The 16251-nt window shown below is 56.8% G+C and carries 14 protein-coding genes; 4 read left to right on the forward strand and 10 right to left on the reverse strand.

What is annotated here, in order from left to right:
* Positions 1 to 9 precede the first annotated feature (9 nt).
* Together nrfD and QT231_RS07950 are read right to left on the reverse strand one after the other, a co-directional pair.
* Complete coding sequence (gene nrfD, locus QT231_RS07945) at positions 10 to 984, reverse strand: NrfD/PsrC family molybdoenzyme membrane anchor subunit (RefSeq protein WP_308336380.1); 975 nt, start codon at positions 982 to 984, stop codon at positions 10 to 12.
* A 51-nt stretch (positions 985 to 1035) separates the two neighbouring features.
* Positions 1036 to 2814, reverse strand: a complete 1779-nt coding sequence (locus QT231_RS07950) for a 4Fe-4S binding protein (protein WP_308336381.1) — start codon at positions 2812 to 2814, stop codon at positions 1036 to 1038.
* Positions 2815 to 3186: 372 nt separating this feature from the next.
* On the opposite strand from QT231_RS07950, the gene QT231_RS07955 reads away from it, so the two are divergent.
* Positions 3187 to 4113 carry a 1,4-dihydroxy-2-naphthoate polyprenyltransferase gene (locus tag QT231_RS07955; protein WP_308336382.1) on the forward strand — a complete coding sequence of 309 codons (927 nt, stop codon included), beginning with the start codon at positions 3187 to 3189 and terminating at the stop codon, positions 4111 to 4113.
* Positions 4114 to 4338: 225 nt separating this feature from the next.
* Positions 4339 to 5934: a hypothetical protein gene (locus QT231_RS07960; protein ID WP_308336383.1), complete on the forward strand. Its 1596-nt coding sequence runs from the start codon at positions 4339 to 4341 to the stop codon at positions 5932 to 5934.
* 68 nt (positions 5935 to 6002) lie between these two features.
* On the opposite strand, the gene QT231_RS07965 is transcribed toward QT231_RS07960, so the two are convergent.
* Complete coding sequence (locus tag QT231_RS07965) at positions 6003 to 6305, reverse strand: antibiotic biosynthesis monooxygenase (protein ID WP_035560873.1); 303 nt, start codon at positions 6303 to 6305, stop codon at positions 6003 to 6005.
* A 106-nt stretch (positions 6306 to 6411) separates the two neighbouring features.
* Here QT231_RS07965 and QT231_RS07970 point away from each other — a divergent pair, with 106 nt between their 5' ends.
* The gene (locus QT231_RS07970; RefSeq protein ID WP_308336384.1) at positions 6412 to 7989 is read left to right on the forward strand and encodes an FAD-binding domain-containing protein; all 1578 of its coding nucleotides are present in this window, start codon (positions 6412 to 6414) and stop codon (positions 7987 to 7989) included.
* Positions 7990 to 8134: 145 nt separating this feature from the next.
* Here the strand turns inward: QT231_RS07970 and QT231_RS07975 are convergent, their stop codons facing one another.
* The 7 genes from QT231_RS07975 to QT231_RS08005 form a co-directional block, all read right to left on the reverse strand.
* Complete coding sequence (locus QT231_RS07975; protein ID WP_308336385.1) at positions 8135 to 8431, reverse strand: type II toxin-antitoxin system RelE/ParE family toxin; 297 nt, start codon at positions 8429 to 8431, stop codon at positions 8135 to 8137.
* Positions 8431 to 8685, reverse strand: a complete 255-nt coding sequence (locus tag QT231_RS07980; RefSeq protein ID WP_308336386.1) for a type II toxin-antitoxin system ParD family antitoxin — start codon at positions 8683 to 8685, stop codon at positions 8431 to 8433. The genes QT231_RS07975 and QT231_RS07980 overlap by 1 nt, the downstream gene beginning before the upstream one ends.
* Positions 8686 to 8847: 162 nt before the next feature.
* On the reverse strand, positions 8848 to 9288 hold the full coding sequence (locus tag QT231_RS07985) for a hypothetical protein (RefSeq protein WP_308336387.1): 441 nt from the start codon (positions 9286 to 9288) through the stop codon (positions 8848 to 8850).
* Between the two features lie 99 nt (positions 9289 to 9387).
* Positions 9388 to 10008, reverse strand: coding sequence for a LysE family translocator (locus QT231_RS07990; protein WP_308336388.1), 621 nt, complete (start codon positions 10006 to 10008; stop codon positions 9388 to 9390).
* Between the two features lie 353 nt (positions 10009 to 10361).
* Positions 10362 to 11633 (reverse strand): 4-aminobutyrate--2-oxoglutarate transaminase, encoded by a 1272-nt coding sequence (gabT, locus tag QT231_RS07995; RefSeq protein ID WP_308336389.1) that lies wholly within the window; start codon positions 11631 to 11633, stop codon positions 10362 to 10364.
* A 10-nt stretch (positions 11634 to 11643) separates the two neighbouring features.
* Positions 11644 to 13095, reverse strand: coding sequence for an NAD-dependent succinate-semialdehyde dehydrogenase (locus tag QT231_RS08000; RefSeq protein WP_308336390.1), 1452 nt, complete (start codon positions 13093 to 13095; stop codon positions 11644 to 11646).
* A gap of 30 nt (positions 13096 to 13125) precedes the next feature.
* Positions 13126 to 14541 (reverse strand): APC family permease, encoded by a 1416-nt coding sequence (locus tag QT231_RS08005; RefSeq protein WP_064235374.1) that lies wholly within the window; start codon positions 14539 to 14541, stop codon positions 13126 to 13128.
* Positions 14542 to 14804: 263 nt separating this feature from the next.
* Between QT231_RS08005 and QT231_RS08010 the strand changes: the two genes are divergently transcribed.
* A complete protein-coding gene (locus QT231_RS08010) occupies positions 14805 to 16223 on the forward strand; it encodes a PLP-dependent aminotransferase family protein (RefSeq protein WP_308336391.1) in 1419 nt (472 codons plus the stop codon).
* Positions 16224 to 16251: the final 28 nt, after the last annotated feature.

The following is a 16251-nucleotide window of genomic DNA, read 5'->3' on the forward strand; positions in this document are numbered from 1 at the left end:
AAAAACTCCTCAGGATAAAGTGGCCAGCGTCGAGACCGGCGGGCTCAGCTGTCCGCCCAGTACCGCTACGTAACGGATGGCAAAACCGCCCCCCAGCATCAGCACGCAGAGGATGGCGGTGGCAAAGGCTGGCAAGGAACGGCCACGTAGACCCGCCAGCAAGGCGGCGACGCATAGGGCCAGGGCTCCGACCAGTGCAGTGATGGCCAGGGTAATGAGGCTGCCATAGGTCGCCAGCACGGCAGTTATCACCTCCTGATCGCGCGTTGGGCCGAAGCGGAGATCCATCCACCAGGCCAGTAGAGTGACCAGCAACAGAGCCGTCGACACCAGCATGACCAGAACCAACGGACGCAACCCTGCCCAATAGTCTTTCAGGCTCCCCTCCTCCGAACGGGCTCCCAGGAGGGCGGTGCGAATCATGTGCACCAGCAGGGCTCCAGCGCTCCCGGTGATCATGAAAAGCAGCACAGAGGCGATGACCATCTGGCCCGTGGCCCACAGCGGGTGCGAGGAAATCACCGCCAGCAGCACACCGTGATAGAGGCCAGTGAGCACCGCGAGAGGAACCGCGACCCAGCCCACCCGTCGTGCACTCAGCCAGTCGAGCAGGGAGACGTTGGGGAGCAGCAATCGAAAGGCAAAAATGGCGCTCAAGCCCACGAAGGCGCCCTGCAGCAAAGCGCCCCACCACATGATCGAGGTCGGGGCGAAATTAAGCCCCATCTGATAGACGTGGAACTTGTAGCCGAGTTTCGAAAACAGCAGGGTCAGGCCGATGGCCACCGCTACCGGGGCAATCACCGCGGCTGTTTGGGCCAGGGGCCGATAGCGACGATCCGCCAGGCACCAGAGCAGGAAGGCGAGCAGGAAAGCGCCAACGCCGAGGCCGCCCAGGGACAGATCCCAGGCAACCCGCGCGTCCCAGATAATGCCGGGCTGTATCTCATAGAACTGTGTCTCAGAGAAGGATGACGTATCCATGATCGACCTCTTTGTGATGGTGAGGGTTGTTTTGTCTGCTGCTACCCGCAGTCATTGGCCGTGTCGACAGGCGGGACAGCGGCGAAATTGTCGTTCGATATCGGCGGCCCCGGTCGCCGAAGCGAGCTTTGCGATCATCGAGTCCAGCAGCGTCACCGGCATGTGCGAGCTGCCGCAGGCGTCACAGGTGGCAAGCACTACTTCATTGAGAGGCTGCCAGCGATAGCGTTGTGCCGCGCTGGCCAGTCGAGGTTGCAGGGTGATGGCGTCCTCCGGGCAGAGTCGTTCGCAGAGACCGCACTGAATACAGTTAGCCTCGGCGAGTTCCAGTCGGGCAGTATGCTCGTTCTCACCATAGCGAATCGAAGCCGTCGGGCAGGAATGGGCGCATACCGAGCACATGACGCAGTTTTGAAGGTCGACTGAAATCCCGCCGAGCGGCGATCCGACCGGCAATTCAAGAGGTTGCTGGTCGCCAGGCATCAGGGCTTCCTGCCAACGACGCAGGGCGGCATTGAGCAGCTCACGCTTGCGTGAATCCTGTGAGAGCACAAGAGGCTCGTTGAGCATGTGCTGGAACCTGGCGATGCCAGGCTCGAGTTCATGTTGATGGCGATCGCTGCCGATGCTGATAGCGTCTTGTCCCAGCCCCATGGCCTCGGTGATGCAGGCGATCTCGGCCAGACGCTTATCCAGCAGTTGACGAGTGTCATCGGGCAGCCCGGCTTCGGGCGACAGCACCACGCGCTTGACGCCACGGGCTAGCGCAGCCAGCCAGAGTTCCTCACCAAAGGCAGCGATCACCGGCGCCTCCAGAACAGCATGCGAGCCGAGTGACTCACTGGCGTCGCAATCGGGACTGACACCTCCTGCCACCACATGCAGTGTCGACGGGGGCGATTCGAACGCCTTGATAACACTGTTCATGCGCTCCAGCAGATCGAGCCGACCGGGCTCGGCGACGCTCAGGGCCCCCGTTGGGCAGGCCAGCGTACAGGCGCTGCACCCCTGACAGAGGTGAGGTTCGACACGAATCAGGGCGCCTTCGGAGCGGATAGCGTCAGCGCCACAGACATCCAGGCAGCGCGTGCAGCCCGTCTGCCCGGCGATCTCGTGGGCACAGATTTCCGCTGAGTAGTTGAAGTAGCGGGGTTTCTCGAACGTACCCACCAGATCGCCTGCCTGGGCGGCGAGATCCGACGGCATGACCGACGCATCGGCATGCAAATAGCCTGGGGGATGAACCGAGCGTGCGAGTAGCGGGCGAGTCGAGAGATCAATGATGATATCGGCGGTCAGAGAGTGGGAGGCGTTGGTTTCCGTCATCGCCGTTTCGATACGAAAATCGCCCAGCCATCCCTCGATGTGTAACTGCGCGGTGTCGACCACCGTCCAGCTCTCGGGAGTTCGGCTGGCCGCCAGCCCCGGCGCTATGGCAATGATGCTCCCCTGGGTAAAATCACTGGCGAGTGCCAGCAGCGTCGATGCGCGGTCACTGATCAGCGCCACAACCCCGTCAGACTGATAGGTAACCCCGTTCGCTGCTGCCCTTCCCGCAGCGACGCGCGTCAGCGTCGGTGTCTGACAGGTTGATCCATTGCTGAAGGGTTGCTGATTCATTTCGACTCCATTGCGGATAGGGGCATCACCCAGTGCTGACGTTGCAACAGCCCGCGGCTGCCTGTATTCCCTGTCGATATCTACTGTGTCCAGCAGGCTGCACTCGGTATCGCTTCTTGCCTGCTCCAAACGTTGACGAAGTTGCTGCACTTCCTCAGCCAGGGCTTCGCGCTGGAACTGTCGGTTCAAGTCGAGGCAACAGGTTCGCAACTTGCTGGCCCACAGGCCCAGGGTGTAGATGACCCTTGGCAGACGGTGCGGGCCGACGACGATCAAGGTGATCAGACAAACAACCAACAGCTCCCAGGTGCTAACATCAAACATAGGGATGGTGGCAAGGTTCGGGGAACATGGATTGGGCTCCTTGGCAGGCAACGACCTGCATTCACATCACTCTAGGAGCATTGAGGTAGCGTGCCAGCATTGATCGGCGCGAGCTTGATTCAGGTCAAGCATCAGAGAAGTATTGTGTTCTTTGTGGAGAAGTGTCTCGGCAACCGCGGATACTGATCTACCGAGCCTAAATGCGGCAAACTGCCATCAGCTTTTTAAATGAAAATAGTCAATAGGAACAATGACGTAATGGAATCACCCGCTAAACGCCGCCACTACCAAGCCTGGTTGCTAGCCGCTCGCCCCCGAACTCTCCCATTGGCATGCGCTTCTATTCTATTGGGCAGTGGGCTAGCGGCTAGCGTGGATGCCTTTAATGGCACGGTGCTTTTGCTCGCCCTGCTGACGGCCATTGCGCTACAGATACTCTCTAATCTCGCTAATGACTATGGCGACGCGGCTTCCGGCGCTGATGATCAGGCACGCATTGGGCCGGTGCGGGCGGTCTCTTCAGGCTTGCTAACGCCACAGGCAATGCGCACAGGGATGGTCATTACGGCAATCGTAGCAGCGCTGTTAGGGCTGTTATTGCTGGTCACTGCCTTTGGCAGCCAGTGGGGGCAGATTCTCACTTTTATACTGTTAGGGGCGGCGGCACTAATGGCTGCGGTGACCTATACCGTTGGGTTGGGCGGAATACCTTATGGATATCGGGGGCTGGGGGATATTTCCGTCTTTATATTTTTCGGCCTTTTAGGCGTTCTGGGCACTTACTACCTCTATACGCAGCAACTCAGTTGGTTACCGTTACTACCCGCCGCGGCGTGTGGGCTGCTGGCCACCGCCGTGCTCAATGTGAATAACGTGCGCGATATCGAAAGCGATGCACGCAACGGCAAGATTACCCTGGCGGTGCGGTTGGGCCGCGAGAACGCGATTAACTACCACTGGGCATTATTGGGACTGGCGCTGCTTCTCACTGTGGTTTATCTCTTAGCCCTCCCCGCTCCCTGGTTGAGCTGGAGCTGCCTGCTGGTGGCCAAGCCACTGACGGATGCCGCCAGAACACTTCGCCATACCCGCGATGGCGAGATTCTGACCGGCATGCTGAAGAAAACCGCCATTTCGACGCTGCTTTACAGCGTATTGCTGTCTATTGGCTTGGCGCTGTTTTAAGTTTTTACCGACCTTAGTTAGCACTTAACAGCCGCCCAGCTCAGAACAGATCCTCACTCTGGCGATTATGAGCTCCGCCGCAGGGAAAATTACAACTTACTTAGGTAAACTAAGCCGCTCTAAATACGCCAGCCGTACGAGTATCTGCCTCTGGTTGCCCCTCTTCGGCACTATTTTTGACAACACGCCTAGACAGCATGCCTTCCGTATCAAGGATGATGAATTATGACCACAGCCATATCTACGCCCTTCTCTTTCACTGAATTCCAGCAGGATCTGTCCACGGCAAACAAACGCAAGCTGCTGCATTGGGCTGGCAGCGATCTCTGTGTGGCCTTTTTGCGCCACGCTTCCGGCCATGAGCAGCCAGCGGTGATTCAAATCGGCCAGCAGCGCTGCTACGCAGCTTCCACCAATGCTGAAGTTCTACACACCTTGTTTACCAGCGCACCGCTTGAAGAAGGCACGGAGATGGTAGTCAAGTCACTGTCGCTTGCCGAGCTGGCTCGCAATGCTCATCTCTATCATTTCGGTATCCACCTGAGCGATGGGCAGACAACTCTGCATATCGTAGAGCCGAGCATGTCGATATTGGGGGTAACGGCTATCGTGCAAGACTTGCAGGGTAAAGAAGTCATCTACCAAGCCGAAGCCTTCCCTTTCGAGTCGGTTAGTAAGGCTGCAACCTTGCCATACGGCTCCGTCCAGTATTGGCTGGACATCGAGCTGGAGTACGATCCTGACCGCGATCTGAGCCAAATCGAATCGCTGCACGTATTTGATGATCAGTTAGACTGGAGCAATCCCCTGTTCCCGAACCTACCGGATAATGCAAAGGCACTAAGTACGTTATCTCCCAGCGCTCAAGCATTTTTCGAGCGTATGAGGGTGCCACTGCTGCCGAGCTGGGACGGAGAGCCGGAGATGCCAACCACTCCAGAGCGTAGCTATCAAAGTAACCTGATTGATGCGGATCGCCTCACCGCCTTCAATCAACTACGCGCTATGGTGAATCAGGACTTTGTGCCCCCTGCAAACGAGATCACCCTGACCGTAATCAAAGCCTCTAGGCTGGATGACGAGCCTGCCAACAGCCCTGAGCGCTGGGAAATAAAGATCTCCTTCACCACACCCATGGGCATCAAAGCTCTGTTTGCACCGGACTGGATCGATATTTCGTTATGTAAAGCCAATGCAGAACTTCCAGATACCATTGGTACCCATCGAGCCAGCGAGATATTGCGCGAACGCATCGTCAACCATCTTGCCTGGACACTCTTCCAGCGAGGCCGTAGCTTTGATTTTGGCCTGTTCGATGACGACCTCGATGGGCTGCTCCCCGGTTCCCTTATCAATAGCTATGGCCACTTTCAGCCAGACTACGCGGGCAGCAGCTTCCCCTGCTTGGCGCGCTTTCAGTGCGGCGAGCACCAAGTGCCGGTACTCCTGCTGGGGCAGGAAGGGGGCAACTACGTATGCAAGCCCATGAAATTTATAGAGATACCGGAAGCGGATGTCTCTACCCTGGTTCCCAATCGCAGCGAGTTAATTATTAGGGAATCACAGCTTATGGTGCTGGCACCAAACCTCGACAAGCTAGCGATACCAACCTCACTTATCGACTTCCCCGACTATTGGTACCGGGGTATACGGGTCAGCAATCAGCGACTTCGATCCAAATTCATCTCCAGAATGCGCGTCAATGCTCTGCTGACCGCATTTGAGGGCGAGACCGGCAATATGGGGAGCACCAAGCTCAAGTGGGTCGTAGCGGGCTGTGCGGCCGCACTTATTGGCTTGGTGATGGTGATGAACTTATAAATCCATACCGCTTGGATAACGCGCGCATCTCTTGCTTGTTGTCTAGCGTTGGCGTTAGTGCCTATGGCTTACAGCACTACCTCATAACCCTCAAACTTGGGCGGGCCAAGGTAAATGCCTTCCGGCGCTTTGGCATTGGCGTGGGCTTTGCGGAACGCATCTGACTTTGTCCAGTCACGGAAAGCCTCTTCCGACTCCCACACGCTGTGGGAGATAAACACGGTGTGGTCTTCCTGGCTTTCGCCTTGCAGCATCTTAAACTGCTTGAAGCCCGGCACTTCATCTAAGTGAGAATCACGGTTGCGCCACACCTCTAAAAAGTCCTCTTCGCGGCCTGGGGCAATCCGAAAACGGTTCATGGCGATATACACTGTTAATCTCCTACTGTTGGATCCTGCTGTGTTGATTACGCAAACGCTACCTTGATGGTAACGTCATGCTTTAGCGGCGAATAGCCCGCAACCACCAAGGTAAGGTATGGCTAAGGCACCCATTCAGGTTGTTTGGTTCAAACGCGATTTACGTATCCATGATCATGCGCCGCTCGGCAACGCTGCCATGGCTGGCCCCGTGCTGCCTATCTTTGCCATTGAACCCGGCCAGTGGCAAGCGCCGGATAGCGCCCTGCGCCACTGGCAGTTTGCCGCTGACTCACTGATCGATCTTTCCAACGCACTCGCAACACTGGGCCTGCCGCTGTGTATTTGGCAAGGCGATATGGTCGATTTGCTGAATGCCCTGAAAGCCCATTACGGCGAATTTACCCTGCACGCTCATCAGGAAACAGGCAACGCCTGGAGCTTTGAGCGAGATAAGTGCGTTCATCAATGGTGTCGAGAACACCACGTGAATTGGCTGGAAGCGCGCCAGCAGGGCGTGGTGCGTGGGCTGACGAGCCGCACAGGCCACCAGAGCCGCTGGGAGTCGCATTGGGAAACGCTAATGACCGCCCCCACCGCCGCTGCCCCGCAAAACGCCCAAACGGCTGAGGGCTGGCAAACCTTTCACCATATTGACGTTGATCAGCTCCACAGCCTAACCCTGGGGTTTGATACCACGCCGTGCCCCGAGCGCCAGTTAGGCGGCCGCAGCGAAGGCCGCGCACTGTGGCGCAGCTTTGTCGCCCAGCGCGGGCGGCGCTATCGCGGTTCGCTATCTAAGCCGTTGCTTGCTTGGGAGTTTGGCTCGCGGCTTTCGCCCCACTTGGCCTGGGGCACGCTCTCTATGCGTGAAGTGGTGCAGTCGCTGCGCCGTCAGCGTGAAAAACATGCGGCAGAGTCACAGTGGGCACGCTCGCTGCGCGCTTTCACTTCGCGGCTTTACTGGCACTGCCACTTTATTCAAAAGCTCGAAAGTGAGCCCAGCATTGAGCATCAAACGCTGCATCCAGCGCTACGCGGCCTGCGGCAGCGCGACCCCGAACACCCCAACTTAATCGCCTGGAAACATGGCCAAACCGGCATGCCGCTAGTGGATGCCTGTATGCGCAGCCTGATCGCCACCGGTTGGATCAACTTTCGCATGCGCGCCATGCTGATCTCTTACGCTACGTTCAACCTTGGGCTGCACTGGTATGAGCCCGCCCTGCACCTTGCGCGGCTATTTACCGATTATGAACCGGGCATTCACTACCCTCAGGTGCAGATGCAGGCGGGCGCCACAGGCACCAACGCGTTGCGGGTCTACAACCCCATCAAACAAGCAGAAGATAACGACCCGGACGGCGAGTTTGTCGCCCGCTGGGTACCAGAACTAGCGCCGTTGCCGTTAGAATGGCGCGCCAAACCCTGGACGCTGCCAGAAAGCCTGCAAAAGCGCTTCGGCTTCCAGCCCGGCGAACACTACCCGCTACCCAACGACTTTGAAGCTGAAGCGCGCCATTGGAAGAAGATGCTCTATGAACTGCGCCGCACCCCAGAAGCCAGGGAATCGAGCCAAGCGATTGTGGATAAACTCGCCAGCCAGCGCCGACCTTCAAAGCAGCGCGCTAAAAAAGCAAAACCCGCCAATCGCCAGCAGCTTTCGCTGTTTGATGATGGCGGGTTGGAAACCTAAGCATGAATGCCGTCACAGTTCGATGACAATGCCCCTTACCGTAGCCTTCGAAACCCTGACTTACCGCTTTTCTTCATCCCTAATAATTCAAGATAAGCCTCCGGTGATCCTCCCGAAAACCGCCACTGCGCCAAAACAGCTGCCACTAATCGAGAAGTCTTTCAGGGGCATCCATATCCTCGTGCAGTACACGAACAACTAGCACCTCCGGTTCAAGCACTCGATAAAAAACAGCATGATGCTCGATCTGCAATCTGCGATACCCAGGAAAAACATGGGCATAGTCCGAGCCAAGCGATGGATGTTCAATCAGCCGTCTCATTCCTACCTCCAACTGATCTAAGTATTTATCCGCCTGCTCAGCCCCCCATTCTTCACAGGTGTAAATCCAAATCCCGATCAAGTCTGATTCCGCCTTTGGCGTGACGCTCAGCTTAAGCACTAATCAGCCACCTTCATGCGCTCACGGCCAGCCGCTTTGATTGCCGATATATCGAGCAACTTCGGTTTACCGCTTGACTCACCCTCAGCGAGGGCCTGCCGAAGCGTGGCAAGACGTTCTTTGGCCTGCTGATCTTTTCGGATAAGATCGCGGATATACTCACTATCATTACCAAAGTGACCGCTTGCAATTTGGCCTTTCACCCAGTCGTCTTGTTGTTCAGTCAGCGTGATGGTTTTCCGATGCATGCTCATCGCTGGAGCTCCTGAAACATTAAGTGTATGAAATTATCATACCATTCTGCTGCACCGGAGCAATGCCCAACTTCTTGTCGCCCAGCGCCGAAGCGCATCAGTGGCCCTTATAAAGCGAAGCGGAGTAAGGGTCATCCGCGTGACGTGAATTGTTGGGTAGGATCATCGATCCCGAGCCTTACTAATGAAATCCTCTAGCAGAGTGTTTGCACGCTCAATATCCCGTTCGTAAATGAACAGGTGATCAAACACGGCACCGCATTGGGGACCAGCCTTGATCCCTTCATTATTTAGCAATTCTAAAACAGGACGAAGGAATCCGATGACGTCGAATGGAAGGTCTCCATCCGTTGAAACGACCCGGAACGGACCGAAGTACTCCCTGACAGTCACTTCGGATTTTAAGCGTTCAAATGCTGTTTCCTCGACAATGGCTGACACACCCGCTTGGTCGCGAATCAAACAGCTGTAGCGGTCATCAAATTCGATGAACACGCTAGCGGCAGCAGAGGCAGATGCATCTCCTAGATCTAACATCCAGTACCGTTCAGGCCAGATTTTCAACTTCATATTCGCCCATACTGCAATCGGATCAATAGACATCAAATCCTCCTATTAGACGGCCACCCAACGCCCACAAAAAACGGCGCGAGGAACGAGCGTCCGGCGACCGCAGAGAGCGAGTTTAATTGCTTTGTTAGTTCATTCACGACGAGCCAGTAAAAGCCCAATGCCAGCACTGCCAAGCAACCCCGAGCAAATCCGATTAAACACGCGACGCATCGAAGGTCGAGAGAACCAATGCCGCAATGCTTTGCCAAAAAATGCATACCCAGCAATTGCTAACCATTCAAGCATCAAGAACAGGATACCTAGCACCAAAAACTGAAATCCTACATAACCAGTGGGGTCAACAAACTGAGGCAAAAAAGCTGTAAAAATCAAAATAGCCTTGGGATTTCCAGCTGCGAGAAGAAACTCTTGCCGCCCTAATTGGAACAAGCTCCTTCCTCCGAGCGCTTCGTTGCCACTGTCCGAAGGATCTGCAGTCCACAATTGAAAAGCAATCCAAAGCAGATAAAGGCCTCCGCCAACCTTTATCATAAGAAATAACTTTTCGGATGTGTGTAACACGGTTGCGAGCCCTGTTGCCGCAAGAGTAATCATACCCACGAATGCAACAAGGCGACCGACCCCAGCATAGCAGGCAGTTCTAACGCCGTACCGCTTCGCATTAGCCATTGACAGCAGATTGTTTGGTCCAGGTGCCATGTTCAAAGCAAAGCATGCTGGTATGAACAATAAAATAGTCATTAGCGACACAACTAATTCTCCTCCTTGAACTAACAGATACTAGACAGCGCATCCTATGATTGAATGAACGCGCCGACATGATTGTCCGAAAAAAAAGCCTGCCACAACCTCCCAAACCTATGATTCTTATATTTATTAGGGTGCATATCTAAAACTCGCACATCTGCTGCATTTGCCAACACCTCCACGTTGGAAGGTTATCTGTCCTACTATTTTCTCATTCACCGTACCAAATTCAGCTTAGCACAAGGTGCTTAGGGCGGCTAATTGACTCAGAATTGGGCTTTCAACGCATAAAAAACCGCCCTCGCCAACAGCTTGCGCTAATTGACGAGGGCGGGCTTGGTACTGCCTAAACGCTATTAACTAAGCGCTTCCAAAGACAGCTCAATAATGCTCAAGCCTTCCTCCAACACCGCAGACGATACCGTTAGCGGCACCAGAATACGGATGCTGTTGCCGTAGAACCCACAGGAAAGCAGGATCAGGCCTTTCTCGCGAGCTTTGGCACATAGCGCGCCGGTCATCTGCGTATCTGGCTTGCCGTGGCTATCGAGCAGTTCAAACGCCGCCATGGCGCCTAGTTGGCGGCTATGGGCAACGGCGGGGAAGCGTTCTTCCCATACGGCAAAGCGTTCGGCCAGCATCTTGCCCATCTGCTCGCTGCGGGCCAGGATGTTTTCCTCTTCGATTACCTCAATCACCGCCAGGGCAGCCGCGCAGGAGAGCGGGTTGCCGCTGTAGGTGCCGCCTAGCGAGTTGGGGCCAGAGGCGTCCATCACCTTGGCGGAACCTACCACGGCCGAGAGCGGCATGCCGTTGGCCAGGCTCTTGGCGGTGGTGAGAATATCCGCCTCAATGCCGCTGTGTTCCAGCGCAAACAGCTTGCCGGTGCGGGCGAACCCGGACTGCACTTCATCGGCGATCAGCAGAATGCCGTGCTCGTCACACAGGGCGCGTAGCGCTTTCAGGTAGTCCGGTGAGGCGATATAGAAACCGCCTTCGCCCTGTACCGGTTCAATCACGATGGCCGCCGTGCGGTGCGGGGCAATATCGGTTTTGAACAGCGTGCGAATGGCGTTGAGCGAGGCCTCTTCGCTGATACCGTGCAGCGGGTTGGGGAACGGTGCGCGGAACACGTCGCCCGGCATCGGGCCGAAGTCGTTCTTGTAGGGCAGCACCTTGCCGGTCATCGCCAGGGTCATCATGGTGCGGCCGTGGAAGGCACCGTCAAAGGTGATAATGCCAGTGCGGCCAGTGGCTGCACGGGCAATCTTCACGGCATTTTCCAGCGCTTCGGCACCAGTGTTGACCAGCATCGCCTTGCGCTCGGGGCCGCGCACCGGGCTCAATTCACACAGCTTTTGGCACAGCTGCACGTAAGGGGCGTAGGAGATGACCGCCGCGCTGGTGTGCATGACTTTTTTCAGCTGTGCTTCTACAGCAGCAACGATTTTCGGGTGGCGGTGGCCCAGGTTCAGCACGCCGATACCGCCCGCGAAGTCGATCCAGCGGTTGCCGTCGGCGTCCCATAGCTCGGCGTTTTCAGCGCGCTCGGCAAACTGGGTGGTCGGCGTGGCGGCCCCGTTGGCTACGTAGCGGTTTTTTAGCTCGTTCAGTTCTTGGTTAGTCATCATTTTCTCTTTAAAGACCGCCAACGCAGACATATTTCAGCTCGGTGAATTCGTCGAGACCGTGGTGGGAGCCTTCACGGCCCAGCCCGGACTCTTTTACGCCGCCAAACGGCGCCAATTCGGTGGAGATTAGCCCTTCGTTGACGCCGACCATGCCGTACTCCAACTGCTCCATGGTGCGCCAGATGCGGCGATAATCCGTGGCGTAGAAGTAGGCCGCCAGACCAAACGGCGTATCGTTAGCCATGGCGATGGCTTCTTCATCGCGCTGGAAACGGAACACCGGCGCTACCGGGCCAAACGTTTCTTCGTCGGCTACGGCCATTTTGGTGGTGACATCCGCCAGTACCGTGGGCGTGAAGAAGCGCTCGCCTGCGGCGTGGGGCTTGCCACCGCAGAGTAGCCGCGCGCCTTGGTTCAACGCGTCGTCTACGTGGCGTTGCACTTTATCTACCGCCGCCTGATTGATCAGCGGGCCGATGATACTGCCGTCCGCCAGGCCGTCACCGACTTTTAACGCGTTCACACGCTCGGTGAGCTTAGCGACAAAGGTGTCGTAAATGCCGTCCTGCACCAGAAAGCGGTTGGTACACACGCAGGTTTGCCCGGCGTTGCGGAATTTGGAGGCAATGGCACCGTCGACGGCGGCATCTACATCGGCGTCGTCAAAGACGATAAACGGCGCGTTGCCGCCCAGCTCCATGGCGGTTTTCTTCACCGTGCTGGCGCACTGGGCAAGCAGGTGTTTGCCCACCGGGGTCGAGCCGGTGAACGAAACTTTGCGCACCCGTGAATCGGTGGTGAGCACCTCACCCACCGCCGCCGGTTTTGAGGCGGTAATGACGTTAATCGTACCGGCGGGCAGTCCAGCCTCAAGCGCCAGATAGGCAGCGGCCAGGGCCGTTAACGGCGTGGCTTCGGCAGGTTTGATCACCACGGTGCAGCCAGCGGCCAGGGCCGGGGCGCACTTGCGGGTAATCATCGCCAGCGGGAAGTTCCAGGGGGTAATCGCAGCGACCACGCCCACCGGTTCGCGCAGCACCAGCAGGCGTTTGTCAGCACCGTGGCTGGGCAGGGTTTCACCGGCCATGCGCTTAGCTTCTTCGGCGAAGAACTCGATAAATGAGGCGCCGTAGACCACTTCACCTTTGGCTTCTGCCAGCGGCTTGCCCTGCTCTAAGGTCATAAGGCGGGCCAAGTCGTCGGCGTGCTCAATGATCAGTTCAAACCAGCGACGCAGTACCGCCGAGCGCTGCTTCACAGGTGTCGCGCGCCAGCTGGCACCCGCGTTATAAGCGGCGGCCACTGCGTCACGGGCATCATCCGCGCCCATGTCGGCTACGCGGGCAATCGTTTCGCCGGTGGCGGGATTATCGACCGCAAATGTCTGTTTCCCTGCGCGCCACTCATCGCCGATCAGGCCAGCGACGCCATCGTGCAACCACTGTTCAATAAAGCTCATATTATTCTCCTGAGTAACGCTGTTAGAGGCTTACAGATCCACTTTCATATGGCGGTCGCTGTACTCACGCCCGTAGGTGCGCAGTGCATGCACATACAGCACAATACCTAGCGCCGCCCAACCAGCAAAAATAGTCCACTCCGCACCGCTTAGCGCCGCAGGGCTACCCGGTAGGTAGAGGCATGCCATTCCAAAGGACAGAATGATGGCTAGGGTGCCGCACAGTTTGCCGTTACTCACTTTGAATGGGCGGGGCATATCCGGCTCGCGCACCCGAAGCACCACAAAGGAGATCGCCACAAACAGGTAGGCCAAAACGATGCCTAAGCCACCGGCGTTAACGATCCACACTAGCGCAGGGCGTCCAAAGAAGGGCGCGATGCAGGAGAGAAAACCCATCATAAAGATGGCATTGGTCGGGGTTCTGTAGCGCGGGTGCAGCTTGGCGAATGGGGCAGGCAGCATACCGGCTTTCGCCAGCGCGTAAATCGCCCGAGAGCCGCCAATGTAGAAGGCATTCCAGCTAGTAATGATGCCCGCAATACCCGCCATGACCATTAAGTTGCTAGCCCACGCGGCGTTAAACAGCGAGCCCATGGCATCCGGCACGCTCAGCGAGCTTGCCGCCAACTCATCGCTATTCAATGCCAAGCTGGTGGCCAGAATAATCAGCGCGTACCACACTACGGCCAAAATCACCGACATCATCAGCACTTTGCCGATGGCTTTATAGGGCAGGTTAATCTCTTCAGCGGCCTGAGGAATAACGTCAAAACCCACAAACAGGAACGGCACCATGACCAGCACTGCCACAATCCCCGCTACCACGCCGGTATCGGCCTGGGTGAACAGCGGCATCATATTGATGGTTTCGCCTTCAAACAGCGAACCGGTGACAAACATCACCCCCACCAGCAGAATTAATCCGGTGACAACTTTTTGCAGCAGCGCAGCGGTGGTCACGCCGAAGTAGTTAATGACCATCATGGCCAGCGAACCGCCCACGCCTACCGCGACCCAAGTGGCTTTAACTTCCCACCCGGCAATTGTCCAGAGGTGGCCAACGGCGTAGTTGGGCGCCAAGTGCTCGATAACCGTGGGCAGGGCGACGGCTTCAAAAGCCACCACGCTTAAGTAGCCTAGAATAATTGCCCACGTGCACAAAAATGAAGGCAAGTGGCCTAAAGCGCGGTAGCTGTAAACGTGCTCGCCACCGACTTTAGGCATCGCAGCGGCCAGCTCTGCATAGGTAAGGCCGACCAAGACAATCGCTAAGCCACCGATAATAAACGCTATAATGGCACCTAGACTGCCAGCGGATTGAATCGCTGTGCCGGTCAGTACAATCCAGCCCCAGCCGATCATCGCGCCGAAAGCTAGCGCTAATACATCGCCACGGGCCAATACCCGGACGAGCCCTTCCTGTTCTGATGAGGGAGTAGTCATTGTAGAGTGTCCTGCGAGTTATTGGATGTTGTCGTTGGCGCTCAGGGGCGCAGTATCCTGATCCTGATTAACGACCGCGTTTTAAACGGTCTTACTAAACAAGATAGCAACACGCTAGCAGGCGGGAGAGAAAACGCGAATGCACCACTTTTAGGTTCGACTAGACCACTTTTTAGGCGCACCGAAAGGGTGCAATATTTTCCTACTGCTTTCGTCTAAGAGCCCGCCGTTAGCGGGTCAAGCGGGATTAAGGAGGCATTCAGATGAATCGCAAGGAGGTCGTGCACCAACTTGTACAACTTTATGCACTCCAGCCGGAGCGGTTGAGTAAACAGGTGCGTATTGAGCAAGCCTTGCGCCAAGCCATTACCCAGCAGTGGCCTTCCGGGCTGCGGCTGCCCTCCCACCGCCAGTTGGCGGATGCCTTGGGCGTTGCTCGCCAAACCCTGGCGCTGGCGATCCATACGCTACTCGCAGAGGCACTGCTTAAAACCGCCCATGGTCAAGGCACCTGGACGTGTAGGCCGGTTACGCCCACTCTTCCCCTGCGTGGCAATGCGCAGCTCTCCTCGCGCGCCCAGCGGGTATTGGATGGCCCAGGCGCGAGCATGATCCAAAGTGGCGCCTTCGTACCTGGCATTCCTGATATCGCCCAGTTCCCGATGCGTAAATGGCGGCAGCTATACGCCAGCGTGACAGTGCCGCAAAACGCCCTGCTGCTCTCCTACTCCACCGGTGGCTACGGGCCGTTAAAGCGCGCGATCCGCGATTTTTTGGCGCGCTGGCGCAATATCAATTGCGACACAGAGCAGATCATCATCACCGACGGCACCCATAACGGCATTGAGCTATGCGCCGTGGCGTTGGCCGATGTGGGTGACACCGTTGCCATGGAGTCGCCCTGCTACTGGGGCGCGCGCAATGTCTTTACCGCCGCAGGTTTGGAAATCGAACCCGTAGCGTGGCTGCCAGGCCAGGGGCACACCCTTCCGCCTGCTTCTGGCCCGGTCAAACTGGCCTACCTGACCGGCTCGCACCACTATCCGCTTAGCGTGCCTACCAGCGCGGTGGATAAACAGCGCTTATGCGATGCCTTAGCGCCTGCTTATATTGTCGAAGATGATTACGAATTTAACCGCGATGACCACCCTAACCTGCTCTTCGACCCACACTCGGAGTGTCACTTGCTGGTAGGCTCGTTTTCCAAGATGATGTTTCCAGGCCTGCGCTTAGGTTATTTAGTCGTTCCGCACCACTTAGCGGGACCAATGAACCGCCTACGTAGCGAGCTATTCCGCGAAGGGCGCATGCTTGATCAGGCCGTGCTGGCACAGTTTATTTTTGATGGCGATTTGGATGCCTGGTGTCGACGCATTCAGCGCGACTACTTAGGGCGCCAACAGGTGCTGCATGATCAACTACGCTCGCTGCCGCAGGTGCGCCGCGTTTCGCCGCCGAGCAACGCCATCAGCTTATGCGTAGAATTTGAACCGCATATCAATGACGTGCAGATTGCTCAAACGCTGTTAAAAGAGCATTTGATTGTCCGCCCACTAAGCCCGGTATGCGCTAAGGGCGACTCGCGCTCGGGGCTCGTGATGGGCGTGGGTATGCTTTCGGGTGAAACCTTAGTGCGCGAGGCACAGCGGCTAAGACGCTGCTTAGAGGCGCTGCTCCGCTAGTCGGCTGGGTTACTCAGCAGTTCTTGTG

This window comes from Halomonas sp. SpR1, assembly GCF_031010175.1.
GTDB lineage: Bacteria > Pseudomonadota > Gammaproteobacteria > Pseudomonadales > Halomonadaceae > Vreelandella.